Origin of the sequence: Xylanibacter ruminicola Ga6B6 (assembly GCF_000687715.1) — a bacterium.
GTDB lineage: Bacteria > Bacteroidota > Bacteroidia > Bacteroidales > Bacteroidaceae > Prevotella > Prevotella ruminicola_B.
On record NZ_JHXD01000005.1, the window covers coordinates 37,297 to 51,018 of the forward strand.

The following is a 13,722-nucleotide window of genomic DNA, read 5'->3' on the forward strand; positions in this document are numbered from 1 at the left end:
AGTATGGCGGCCAGTAGTGTTTTGGTGAATAGTTGATCGTATCTCAAAGTTGTTACTCTTTTTTATTCCAGTTTTTCTTTCAGGTATTTACCTGTCAGACTCTCTTTGCATGTCACCACTTGTTCGGGCGTTCCTGCTATCACTAGGTTACCACCCTTATCGCCGCCATCTGGTCCTAAGTCTATCACATGGTCGGCACATTTGATGACCTCCATGTTGTGCTCAATAATCAGAATGGTATGGCCTCGTGCTATCAGGGCCTCGAAGGCTTTCAGCAGGCGCTGTATATCGTGGAAATGCAGACCAGTGGTAGGCTCGTCGAAGATAAAGAGCGTGGGCTCCTGTTTCTCCTGTCCGATAAAGTAGGCCAGTTTTACACGCTGGTTCTCACCACCAGAGAGCGACGATGAGTTCTGGCCCAGTTTGATGTAGCCTAAGCCCACATCCTCGAGCGTCTTCAAACGCTTAACGATGACGTTCTCGCCACCCTCTTCAAAGAATGTGATGGCCTCTGAGATAGTCATATTCAGTACATCATCAACACTCTTGCCACGATAGTTTACATCCAAAATCTCTTTCTTAAAGCGATGACCATGACACGCCTCGCACTCCAGTACTAAGTCGGCCATAAACTGCATCTCTACCGTGATGGTACCTGCACCCTTACACTCCTCGCAACGTCCACCATCGGTATTGAACGAGAAGTATTGTGGCGTAAAGCCCATTTGTTTGGCCAGTGGTTGCTGGGCATACAGCTCGCGAATAGCATCGTAAGCCTTTACATATGTAGCAGGGTTAGAGCGTGTACTCTTGCCTATGGGGTTCTGATCTACAAACTCAATATGCTTGATAGCCTCTAAGTCACCATCCAGTCCCAGGTATTCGCCTGGTGCGTCGCAAGCCTCGCCAATGCGTCGTCGCATGGCAGGATACAAGATGCCTTTGATGAGGCTCGACTTTCCTGAGCCTGATACGCCTGTTACCACAGTCATCACGTTAAGAGGTATCTTTACATCGATACCTTTCAGGTTGTTCATACGAGCACCTTTGATGGTGATGAATCTGTTCCAAGGACGACGCGATGGGGGCACAGGAATCTCTTCCTGGTGCAACAGGTATTTTACTGTGTAGCTCTTTGGCCACTTGGTGAGCGAGGCTTTGTTTACCTCTTTGGCATCGCCATCAAACACAACCTCACCACCCAGGCGTCCTGCATCAGGACCAATATCTATCAGGTGATCGGCAGCACGCATGATATCCTCGTCGTGCTCTACTACAACCACCGTATTTCCTAACGATTGCAGCTCCTTCAGTACGTGAATCAAACGGTCGGTATCTCTCGAGTGCAAGCCAATACTGGGCTCGTCGAGGATATACAATGAGCCAACCAGCGAACTACCCAGCGATGTACACAGGTTGATACGCTGACTCTCACCACCCGAGAGCGAGTTAGACAGACGGTTGAGGGTAAGGTAACCCAGCCCCACATCAAGCAGGAATTGCAGGCGACTCTTGATTTCTGTTAACAGACGCTTTCCAATCTCGGCATCGTGCTGGTCGAGCTCCAAGCGCTCAAACCACTCCTTTACCTTTACTACCGGCATTTGCACCAGGTCGGTAATGCTGCGTCCGCCAATCTTCACGTAATCGGCCTCGGGCTTTAAACGTGTGCCATGACACTTGGGACAAGTGGTCTTGCCACGGTAGCGTGCCAGCATCACACGGTATTGTATTTTGTACTGATTCTCCTGAACCATCTCGAAGAAGGCATCGATACATGGACGTTCCTTCTTGCCTTTATCCGAGGGTAGTCCGTGCCACAGCCAATCCTTCTGTTTCTGAGTCAGGTTCATGTATGGCTCAAAGATGGGGAAATCATCCTTGGCCGCGTGGCGGCAGAACCAGTCGAGCCACTCTTTCATTTTCTCGCCATGCCAACAAACCACACAACCATCGTAAACAGACAGGGTGGTGTTGGGGATGACTAATTTCTCGTCGATACCAACAATACGTCCAAAGCCCTGACACTCAGGACAGGCACCTGCTGGCGAGTTGAACGAGAACATCTGGTCGGTAGGCTCTTCAAAGGTCATACCATCAGCCTCGAACTTCATCGAGAAATCGTAGAAGATGGTAGGTGGGAATAGCAAGCGCAACTCACCATGACCTTCGTAGAAAGCAGTCTCGGCTGAGTCGACCAAACGGGCAATCACATCCTTGGTGTCGTCCACACTCATGCGGTCGATGACCAGATATATATTCTCGTCGTCGAACTTACCAGCTGCCAGATAATCATCTATTCGTTGGAAATCATTGTTTACGTAGATGCGGGCATAACCTTCCAACTGGTAGGTCTTAAGCTGTTGCTCCATCGATCGCCCTTCGCGCAGATGGATGGGGGCCATCACTACGAATCGGGTGCCTTTCGAGAACTCCAGCATCTTCTGTACCACATCCTCGGTAGAGTGCTTCTTCACCTCGCAACCACTGATGGGCGAATAGGTATGACCTATGCGGGCAAACAGCAGGCGTAGATACTCGTAAATTTCTGTGCTGGTGCCCACAGTGCTTCGTGGATTCCTTGATATAACCTTCTGCTCGATAGCGATGGCAGGCGGTATGCCGCGGATGAAATCACACTCAGGTTTGTTCATTCTTCCAAGGAACTGTCGGGCATAGCTCGACAAACTCTCTACATAACGGCGTTGGCCTTCGGCATACAATGTGTCGAAGGCCAAAGATGATTTGCCGGAGCCACTGACTCCGGCAATCACAACAAATTGGTTTCGGGGAATTTTTACGTCAATATTCTTGAGATTATTAACGCGTGCCCCTTTTATCTCTATTGAATCACTCATTCATTATTAAAGAATACTCTTAACGGCCTCGAGCATGCCTACACTCTTAATGAGGTCGAGATCCTGCTTCACCATAGCATTCAGACCAGGAATCTTGTTCAGATCCTCCTGCCAGATGAACTCGGCGCCCAGTACACCATCGGTAACCTTCTGTGTGTCGCCTGTTGCCCAGAGCTCCTTCAGCAGGTCCATAATCTTCTGGTCGTCGTTTGGTACAATCTCAACGCCATCCTCGCGCTTACCACCCTTATAGTAGGTGATGATAGCAGCCAGACCGAATACCAATCCCTTAGGCAGCTCGCCCTTACGCTCCAGGAATGTCTTTACACCGGGCAGGTCGCGAGCCTGGAACTTGGGGAATGAGTTCAGCATGATGCTGGTTACCTGGTGGTCAACGTATGGGTTGTCGAAACGCTCCAGCACGTCGCCAGCAAACTTCTCGAGCTCGTCCATAGGCAGGTCGAGTGTCTGCATCAGCTCTTCAAACTGAACTTTGTGGATATATTTGCTGATTACCTCGTGGTTGCAGGCATCGCGTACGATGTTAACACCACTCAGGAATGCTACAGGGCTCAATACGGTGTGAGGGCCATTCAGCAGGGTAACTTTACGCTTGTGGTAGGGTTCCTCTGATGGTACGAAGAGTACGTGCAAGCCAGCCTTATCAGCGGGGAACTCCTCGGCAACCTCTTTAGGTGCCTCGATTACCCACAGGTGGAAGTTCTCGGCCTGTACTACCAGGTTGTCGCGATACGAAATCTTCTCCTGAATCTCAGCAATCTCCTTGCGTGGGAAGCCTGGTACGATACGGTCAACGAGGGTAGCATATACGCCACAAGCCTCCTCAAACCACTGCTTAAAGTCGTCGCCAAGGTTCCACAGCTCGATATACTTATAGATGCAATCCTTGAGTACGTGGCCGTTCAGGAAAATCAGCTCGCAGGGGAAGATAATCAGTCCCTTGGTCTTGTCGCCGTTGAAAGTCTGATAACGACGGTACAACAGCTGAACCAGCTTACCTGGGTAGCTGCTTGCAGGTGCATCTTCGAGTTTGCATGAGGGATCGAAAGCAATACCAGCCTCGGTAGTGTTCGAGATAACGAAACGAATCTCAGGCTGATCGGCCAGAGCCATGAAAGCGGCATTCTGGGTATATGGGTTCAAAGCACGACTAATCACATCAATACGCTCCAGGGTGTTAACGGGCTTGCCGTTCTCGCGACCCTGCAGATTTACATGGTACAGACAGTCCTGAGCATTCAGCCAGTCAACCATACCTTTCTCGATAGGCTGAACAACAACAACCGAACCGTTGAAGTCAGTCTTCTGGTCCATGTTCCAGATAATCCAATCAACAAATGCACGGAGGAAGTTTCCTTCGCCAAACTGAATAACCTTTTCAGGCATAACGCTCTTAGGAGCAAACTGTTTGTTTAGTGGTTTCATTTCTAAATATTGTTTTAATTGTTATTATTTGCGAGTGCAAAGATAGGCGAATTTTGCGATACTTCCAAATTTGAGGTTACTAAATTCCTAAAAAACCACGAAAACCTTTGCGCTAAATTTTGTTGATGTCAACATAGCCATGCATCACGGCATAGATAGTAAGCGCCGAAACACTCTTCATGCCCAGTTTGTCCATGATGTTTTTGCGATGGGTAATCACCGTTGCCAAGCCGATATTCAGCTTGTCGGCAATTTCCTTATTGATATATCCCTGTACAATCAGCGACATCACTTCGATTTCGCGATCCGACAGGATCTTCTGACTCAAGATAGCTGGCATAGGTGGCAGATGCTCGCCTTTGCCATGAGCGTGCTGCTCCAGCATCAGTAACGAGCGTACCAACTCGGGTTCGGGCACGTTTACACACAGACATTTAAAATCTGACAGCTGCGACATGGTGTCGAGCGACAGCGTGAGCACGATAGTTTTGCGCTTATGCTCTGTAAAGAATGCCATGTTCTCCACTACTACCGACATGGCTGTGAAGTAGTGGAAATAACTCTCGGGTTCGTTGGCTTCAAGCTCTGATAACGATCCGAATGTGTCAACCGTCATGATGGGCATGACGTTCTGAAGGATAGCCTTCAACCCCAACGCCGAGAGGGTATTGGGGTCGATGATAGCTATCTTGGGTCTATTGTTCATGATAAGAATCCTAATAATGCACCAGCGGCTACAGCCGAACCAATCACACCAGCTACGTTAGGACCCATGGCATGCATGAGCAGGAAGTTGTGACGGTCGTACTCCAGACCGAGGTTGTTAGATATACGTGCTGCCATTGGTACGGCACTTACGCCTGCGTTACCAATCAGCGGGTTCAGTTTCTTGCCTTCGGGCAGGAACATGTTCATCAGCTTAACAAAGCAAACACCCGATGCGGTGGCAATCATAAAGGCCATAGCACCAAGGGCAAAAATCTTGATGGTGTTGAAGGTGAGGAACTCGCTGGCCTGTGTTGAGCAACCAACGGTTAAACCTAACAGCATTACAACGATATCGTTGAGTGCGGCACCAGCAGTCTTTGCCAAACGGGTGGTCTTGCCACTCTCCTTCAGCAGGTTACCAAAGAACAGCATACCCAGCAAGGGCAGGCCCGATGGTACGATAAAGGTAGTGAGCAGCAGACCGATGATGGGGAACAGAATGCGCTCTGTCTGTGATACCTCGCGACCTGGTTTCATCTTGATAACGCGCTCCTTATCGGTGGTAAGCAGGCGCATGATGAATGGCTGGATAACAGGTACCAATGCCATGTAGCTATAGGCACAAACGGCGATGGCTCCCATCAGGTTTGGCGACAGTTTAGAGCTGAGGAAGATGGCGGTAGGACCATCGGCACCACCGATGATGGCGATACCAGCAGCCTGCGAGGGCTCGAATCCCATAGCCAGGGCCACCATATAGGCGCCAAAAATACCAAACTGTGCAGCAGCACCAATCAGCATTAACTTGGGGTTAGCCAACAGGGCTGTAAAGTCGGTCATGGCACCAATGCCCAGGAAGATAAGTGGTGGATACCAGCCCTGGCGCACACCTTGGTAAAAGATGTTAAGCACAGAGTTATCCTCGTAAAGTCCTATCTCAAGTCCTGCATCAGCGCGAAAGGGGATATTGCCAAGAATGATGCCCAGTCCGATGGGGACGAGCAGCAGTGGCTCAAAGTCTTTTTTGATGGCAAGCCAGATAAAGAAGGCTCCCACAGCAATCATGATCAGGTTTCCTACCGTAGCATTGGCAAAGGCCGTGTAGGTAAGGAACTCATGAAAGTTTTGTATGATAAACTGTCCTAAATCCATAATTGTCAACTTTCAGTTATCAATTGTCAACTATCCAATGGTCAGGAGCACAGAACCTTCCATCACGCTCTCACCGGCTTTTACGGTGATAGAGGTTACGGTGCCTGAGTACTCGCTCTCGATGTTGTTCTGCATCTTCATAGCTTCGAGCACCAGCACTACGTCGCCCTGCTTAACAGTGTCGCCTACGTTCACCTTCACATCGATGATGGTGCCAGGCAGAGGTGCCTTAATGGCCTGACCTGAGCCAGCGGCTGCAGGCTTTTCGGCTGCGGGTGCAGCTGCAGGGGCTACCGAAGGACGAGCCACTGTTTTAGGTGCTTCTACGCGAACCTTCTTGAGTGTACTTGTGGGGTTGATGGGCTGCTTCAGCTCAACGTCAAAACGTACGCCATTTACTACTACTTTGGCAACGTTGCCCTCCACTTCTTCTATCTCTACGTCGTAATCAACGCCTTGTACTTTATACTGATACTTATTCATATTGTTCAACGGATTTCTGGGGTTGTTGGAATTTTGGGTGCATGATGTTGTGTTGGGATAACAGGCTTTGAGAAGTGAGTCATCTGACTGCCTTCGTCGGTCCATCCTGTTTCACGTGCCTTGATGGTAATGATACCACTCTCAACATCGTGAACATCATCCTGATACTGTTTCAGGGCCATAGATATAACGGCTATGTAAACCTCCTTGTCTATACCCTTGGTCTTCAAACCATCCTGCAGAATATTACCTGTGGCATGTGCCAGGTCGTGGGTAACCTCAACAGTTTTGGTAATAGGTTTGATGGGCTGGGTGTTTGCCACCTTCTTGGCCATCTCGATATTACGCATAATGATTCCGAATACCCAGAAGAATACGAAGAGTACTGCCAGACAGAAGAACACGATACCCATGGCCAGCAGTGTAATGCCGAATCCGTGTGGGTCTTCGCGCTTCAGATAAGCGTCCTTGGTCTCATCGGTCTTGATAAAGTTCTCAATGCCAGGTGTTACGTTCTCAGCTGATTTAACAGCCCACGATTTGGCGTTCTGTCGAGCATAGCTCTGATCGGCAGCCAAAGCAGGGATGGTTACTGAGTCGATAAGTTCGGTGGCATTTCCGTTGTAGAATCCCAACCAAAGGGGCTCCGACAAGGGAACGTTGAGCGAGAGGTGCAACTTACTCTGTGCAGGGTTAGAGTTACAGTAGAAGATCAGGTGCTGATGCCCGCCTATCTGCGTACGAGGATCGCCACTGGGGATAACACTCATGCGCTTGATGCGTTCAGGCACACTCATCTTTGGATCGAGTACGGAACGATCAGTAGTAAAATACATACCACGCACGTTATAGGTAGTGAACGAGGTGTTCTCCAACTCTATCCATGCGTGGTTTTGTCCGTAATCATCCTGAATGCTGGCGGTATTGTTGGTCAGCACCTCGTTAATGCGAATGTTTTTGGCTCCTTGAGCCATCATCGCCGTGGCGCTGGCCAACAATAGGCCGCTGAGCAGGATTTTGGTTTTCTTCATTTTGTTGGTGTATTATTATATTTATTTCTAGAATTTCTAGATTATCTAGTCTTTCTAGTTCCTAACTGCGGCGATCAGCCGCAGAAGAACAATACCACAATCTGCGCTGTGAAGATGCGGAGGAACATAGCCAGCGGATAAACCGTTGAGTAGCCCAGAGCAGGAGCTTCCTTAGAGCAGATGCTGTTGGCATATGCCAGTGCGGGGGGATCGGTATAGGTACCAGCAATCATACCAGCCAACGTGAAGTAGTTGAAGCCAAACTTCCAACGTGCCAGTGGGCCTACAATCAGGATGGGGATGATGGTGATGAGGAAACCTGTGAGCACATAGAGCAGTCCGTCGCCCTGAACCACAGTCTCAAAGAACCCAGCTCCAGCCTTGATACCTACCGATGCCAGGAAGAGCACCAAACCAATCTCACGTAACATCATGTTAGCCGATGTGGTGGTATAGGTTACCAGATGTATCTTATAGCCATAACGGCCAATCAGAATAGCGATGATAAGTGGACCACCAGCCAAACCTAACTTAACAGGTACGGGCATGCCAGGAATAGCTACAGGGAACATACCGAAGATGAGTCCGATAAAGATACCCACGAAGATAGTGGCGATGTTTGGTGCATCCAAACGACGGATTGAGTTACCCATCTTGCCAGCTACGTTGTCAACAGCGTCCTCAGGACCAACAACCATGATGCGGTCGCCTACCTGCAGGGGCAGGGTGGGAGATGCGAAGATGTCCATACCATGACGGGTTACACGGGTTACGTTAACACCATGTACACTCGAGAAGTGCAGCGATGCCAGTGTCTTACCGTTAACCTTAGGATTGGTAATAACGATACGCTTTGAAACCATAGGCTGATCCTGCTGCTCAAAGTCGATGTCGAGCTTAGGACCGATAAAGGCGGTGATAGCCTCCTGGTCGGCCTCGGCACAAACAATCAGCATCTGGTCGCCCAGGTGGAAGATGGTATCGCGGTTAGGGATAAACAGCTCGCCCTCGTGTACCAGACGTGATACTACGAAGTCGCGGTTCAGGAAGTCGTGGACCTGCAGCAGAGTCTTTCCCTCCAAGTATTTGTTTGTTACCTCAAGGTGCATCTTGTAAGGCTTCTTGTTAGCGTTGGTCTCGTCCAGCGCCTCAAGGTCCTTCTCTTCGTTGTCAAGCTTAACCTTGCAGATATACCTTACTAATATAATAGCACCGATAATACCCAGCACACCAAGTGGGTAAGCACAGGCATAGGCCGATGCAATCTGTGGAGCGTTGCCGCCGAATACGGTCGAGAGAGCCTCGTTGGCAGCACCAAGTCCAGGGGTGTTAGTTACGGCACCATACAGTGTACCAACCATCATAGGCAGGTTGTTGGTATTGTTAGTGTCGAAGAAGATGTAGTAGCAGCCAAACATTACCAGGATGTTAAGCAGGATAGCTGTAGCAGCCATTGCGTTAAGCTTAATACCCTGTGTACCAAAGCTTTCGAAGAATCCAGGACCTACCTGCAGACCGATCATGAATACAAAGAGTATCAGTCCGAAGTCCTGTACGAATGTAAGAATGGGAGTTGGAGCAGTAAAGCTGATGTGTCCGGCCAGAATACCTGCAAAAAGCACAAAGGTTACGCCCAGTGAAACACCAAAAAACTTAATTTTTCCTAAATAAACACCAATCGCTATCACAATAGCGTAGAGTAGCGTGATGTGCGCTACCGAGTCTGTCGTCGTAAAAAGGTCACTTAACCACTGAAATGATTCCATAAATAATTCTAAATAATACCTATTCTTTAAAATATCTCAAATTCGACTGCAAAGGTAGTTAAAAAATGCTCATCTTTATCATTTTTGTGCATCAATTTTCGTATAAATAGTGTTTTTTTATTTCTTTCACACTTCAAAATGCCGTTTTGAGCAAAAATGTTGTATCTTTGTCCACTGTTAAGAATAAACTTAAAACATTACTTATATAATAATTAAACGTATCAAATCTATGGCAAACAAAGAGAAACTCTTTACCGAGTTCACAGCCCCTACCAAACAGGAATGGCTCGACAAGATCGAGGTAGACCTGAAAGGTGCTGATTTCCAGAAACGCTTGGTATGGAGAACAAACGAAGGTTTTAACGTACAACCCTTCTATCGCCGTGAGGATCTGGCTAACCTGAAAACACCCGATGCACTGCCTGGCGAGTTTCCATTTGTACGTGGCAATAAAAAGGATTCGAACGAGTGGTATGTGCGCCAGAATATCGAGGCTGCCGACCCTAAGGCCGCTAACGCCAAGGCACTCGACATCCTGAACAAGGGTATCGACTCATTAGGTTTCCATATTCCTGGAAAGCTGGTTTCGCTGGATACTATCGAGACATTGCTCGATGGCATTTACTGCGAGTGCGTAGAGGTTAACTTCTCTACCTGTCAGCGTCATTCGCTCGAACTGGCTGAAATCCTGAAGACTTATTGGACCAAGAAGGGTTACGACAAGGAAAAGATAGTAGGCTCGATAGAATGGGACCCCATGAAGAAGATTGTGATGACGGGTAAGGATGTAACACCTGTGCTCGCCTTTGGTCCTAAACTGGCCGAGTCGCTCAAGGAGTATCCCAACTTCCGCAGCATTACCGTTCATAGCGATGCACTTAACAATGCAGGTGCCTACATCGTTCAGGAGCTGGGTTATGCTTTGGCTTGGGGTAACGAGTATCTGCAGCAGTTGACCGATGCTGGTGTGGATGTGGATCTGGCAGCTAAGAGCATCAAGTTTAATATGGGTGTCAGCGAGAACTATTTCATGGAGATTGCCAAGTTCCGTGCCGCCCGTTTGCTGTGGGCTCAGATTGTAAAGCAGTACGAGCCTAAGTGCGACTGTGCTTGCAAGATGATTATCAACGCCACCACCTCTACTTATAACCAGACGCTGTTCGACAGCTATGTAAACCTGCTGCGTTCGCAGACCGAGGCTATGAGTGCTGCCCTGGGTAGTGTTCACTCGATGATGGTAACACCATTCGATGCACCTTACGAGGAGGCAACCGACTTCTCTGAGCGTATCGCCCGCAACCAGCAGCTGCTGATTAAGGAGGAGAGTCACTTCGACCGTATCGTAGATCCATCAGCTGGTTCGTATTATATTGAGCATCTGACTGATGCATTGGCTACCGAGGCTTGGAAGATATTCCTGAAGGTTGAAGACGAGGGTGGATTCCTCGCAGCCATCAAGGCTGGAACCATTCAGGACGATATCAACGCCACCAATGTTAAGCGTCATGGCGATGCTGCCAAGCGTAAAGAGTTCCTGCTGGGTACCAACCAGTTCCCGAACTTCACCGAGAAGAGCGAGAACAAGCGTGCTTACAAGCACCATTGCGGTTGTGGCGGCGTGCACCATCATGGCGAGGAGACTGTAGCCTTTAAGGGTATCGAAAGCACCCGTTTGGCTGCCGACTTCGAGAATCTCCGCATACATACCGAGGAAACTAAGGTGCCTACAGCCTTTATGCTTACCATCGGTAATCTGGCCATGCGTCAGGCTCGTGCACAGTTCTCGTGCAACTTCCTGGCTTGTGCTGGCTATAAGGTGATTGATAACCTTGGATTCAAGACCGTTGAAGAGGGTGTTGATGCCGCTTTGGAGGCTAAGGCCGATATCGTGGTTATCTGCTCGAGCGACGATGAGTATGCCGAGTATGCTATCCCTGCCTTTAAGTACCTCGATGGTCGCGCCATGTTCGTAGTTGCTGGTGCGCCTGCTTGCATGGAAGACCTGAAGGCCGCTGGCATCGAGAACTTTGTACATGTAAAGTGCAACGTGCTCGAGACTTTGAAAGAATATAATCAGAAACTTGGTATTTAAAGAATAGGAGACTTGAATTATGCGTAAACAGTTTAAAGATATTGATATCTATGCAGGCATCAAGGCTCAGGATGGTGCCAAGTGGATTAAAGATAATGGTATTGAGGCCAACTGGAAGACCCCAGAGCACATCGAGGTTCGTCCTGTTTATACTAAGGAAGACCTTGAGGGTATGGAGCACCTCGACTTTACAGCTGGTATCCCTCCCTATCTGCGTGGTCCGTATTCGATGATGTACCCCTTCAAGCCTTGGACTATCCGTCAGTATGCCGGATTCTCTACTGCCGAAGAGTCGAATGCCTTCTATCGCCGTAACCTGGCTTCGGGTCAGAAAGGTCTTTCTGTAGCTTTCGACCTGCCTACACACCGTGGTTACGACCCCGATAACGCTCGTGTAGTGGGCGATGTGGGTAAGGCTGGTGTATCAATCTGTAACGAGGAGAACATGAAGGTACTCTTCAGCGGTATCCCCTTGAATAAGATGTCGGTTTCTATGACCATGAACGGTGCCGTGCTGCCTATCCTGGCATTCTACATCGTAGCAGGTCTGGAGCAGGGCGCTCAATTAGAAGAAATGGCTGGAACCATCCAGAACGATATCCTGAAGGAGTTCATGGTGCGTAACACCTATATCTATCCCCCTGCATTCTCAATGAAGATTATTGCTGATATCTTCGAGTATACCTCGCAGAAGATGCCTAAGTTCAACAGCATCTCTATCTCTGGTTATCACATGCAGGAGGCTGGTGCTACAGCTGATATCGAGCTGGCTTACACCTTGGCCGATGGTATGGACTACCTGCGTACAGGTGTGAATGCCGGTATCGATGTGGATGCTTTTGCACCTCGTCTCAGCTTCTTCTGGGCTATCGGTATGAACCACTTTATGGAGATTGCCAAGATGCGTGCTGGCCGACTGTTGTGGGCTAAGATAGTGAAGAGCTTCGGTGCCAAGAATCCAAAGTCGCTGGCCCTGCGTACCCACTCACAGACATCAGGTTGGTCGCTCACCGAGCAGGACCCATTCAATAACGTAGGTCGTACCTGTATCGAGGCTATGGCTGCTGTGCTGGGGCATACTCAGTCGCTGCATACCAATGCGCTTGATGAGGCTATCGCTCTGCCTACCGACTTCTCGGCTCGTATCGCTCGTAACACCCAGATCTATATCCAGAACGAGACTAAGGTGTGCAAGCAGATCGACCCATGGGCTGGCTCTTACTATGTTGAGACGCTGACCAACGAGCTGGTTCACAAGGCTTGGGAGCATATCCAGGAGATTGAGAAACTGGGTGGTATGGCCAAGGCCATCGAGACAGGTCTGCCTAAGATGCGTATCGAGGAGGCTGCAGCTCGTACTCAGGCTCGTATCGATAGTGGCGTGCAAACCATCGTTGGTACCAACAAGTACCGTTTGGAGCACGAGGATCCTATCGATATCCTCGAGGTTGATAACACTGCTGTACGCAAGCAGCAGGAGGAGAGTTTGAAGGAGGTTCGCTCTACCCGCGACGAGGCCGCTTGTCAGGCTGCACTCAAGGCTATCACCGAGTGTGTACGCGACTTTAAGGAAGGGCGCAAGAGCGAGAACAACCTGCTCGACCTGGCTGTAAAGGCTGCTCAGCTGCGTTGTACTCTGGGTGAGATTTCAGATGCCTGCGAAGAGATCGTGGGCCGTTATAAAGCAGTAATCAGAACAATTTCAGGCGTGTATAGTTCAGAATCTAAGAATGATAAGGAATTCGAGGAGGCTAAGAAGCTTACCGACGAGTTTGCTCAGAAGGAAGGTCGCCGTCCACGTATCTTCGTTGCCAAGATGGGTCAGGACGGTCACGACCGTGGTGCTAAGGTAGTGGCAACAGGTTATGCCGACTGTGGCTTCGACGTGGATATGGGACCACTGTTCCAGACTCCTGAGGAGGCTGCCCGTATGGCTGTTGAGAACGATGTGCACATTGTAGGTGCCTCGTCGCTCGCTGCTGGTCACAAGACGCTCATTCCTCAGCTCATCGAGGAGCTGAAGAAGCTGGGCCGCGAGGACATCATGGTAACTGCCGGAGGTGTTATTCCTGCTCAGGATTACGACTTCCTCTACAAGGCAGGTGTGGCCTGTATCTTCGGTCCTGGTACCCCGATTCCGTATTCGGCCATCCAGATGATGAAGATTCTGATGGACAAAGAGTAAT

At 49.3% G+C, this 13,722-nt stretch carries 9 protein-coding genes; 2 read left to right on the top strand and 7 right to left on the bottom strand.

Annotated elements, in window-relative coordinates; genetic code table 11:
• Positions 1–62 precede the first annotated feature (62 nt).
• The 7 genes from uvrA to T500_RS0104935 form a co-directional block, all read right to left on the bottom strand.
• Positions 63–2,858, bottom strand: coding sequence for an excinuclease ABC subunit UvrA (gene uvrA / locus T500_RS0104905; protein WP_028907183.1), 2,796 nt, complete (start codon positions 2,856–2,858; stop codon positions 63–65).
• 6 nt (positions 2,859–2,864) lie between these two features.
• On the bottom strand, positions 2,865–4,304 hold the full coding sequence (locus T500_RS0104910; RefSeq protein ID WP_028907184.1) for a tagaturonate reductase: 1,440 nt from the start codon (positions 4,302–4,304) through the stop codon (positions 2,865–2,867).
• A 112-nt stretch (positions 4,305–4,416) separates the two neighbouring features.
• On the bottom strand, positions 4,417–5,010 hold the full coding sequence (locus T500_RS0104915) for a response regulator transcription factor (protein ID WP_028907185.1): 594 nt from the start codon (positions 5,008–5,010) through the stop codon (positions 4,417–4,419).
• A complete protein-coding gene (locus tag T500_RS0104920) occupies positions 5,007–6,164 on the bottom strand; it encodes a sodium ion-translocating decarboxylase subunit beta (RefSeq protein ID WP_028907186.1) in 1,158 nt (385 codons plus the stop codon). Before T500_RS0104920 ends, T500_RS0104915 begins: the two co-directional genes overlap by 4 nt.
• A 30-nt stretch (positions 6,165–6,194) precedes the next feature.
• Positions 6,195–6,647, bottom strand: a complete 453-nt coding sequence (locus T500_RS0104925) for a biotin/lipoyl-containing protein (protein ID WP_013063260.1) — start codon at positions 6,645–6,647, stop codon at positions 6,195–6,197.
• Between the two features lie 5 nt (positions 6,648–6,652).
• Complete coding sequence (locus T500_RS0104930) at positions 6,653–7,678, bottom strand: OadG family protein (protein ID WP_028907187.1); 1,026 nt, start codon at positions 7,676–7,678, stop codon at positions 6,653–6,655.
• Between the two features lie 74 nt (positions 7,679–7,752).
• Entirely contained in the window at positions 7,753–9,444 is a 1,692-nt protein-coding gene (locus T500_RS0104935; RefSeq protein ID WP_028907188.1) for a putative transporter, read from the bottom strand.
• A gap of 229 nt (positions 9,445–9,673) precedes the next feature.
• Here T500_RS0104935 and mutA point away from each other — a divergent pair, with 229 nt between their 5' ends.
• Complete coding sequence (gene mutA, locus T500_RS0104940; RefSeq protein WP_028907189.1) at positions 9,674–11,536, top strand: methylmalonyl-CoA mutase small subunit; 1,863 nt, start codon at positions 9,674–9,676, stop codon at positions 11,534–11,536.
• Between the two features lie 19 nt (positions 11,537–11,555).
• On the top strand, positions 11,556–13,721 hold the full coding sequence (gene scpA, locus T500_RS0104945) for a methylmalonyl-CoA mutase (RefSeq protein WP_028907190.1): 2,166 nt from the start codon (positions 11,556–11,558) through the stop codon (positions 13,719–13,721).
• The last annotated feature ends 1 nt before the right edge of the window (position 13,722 follow it).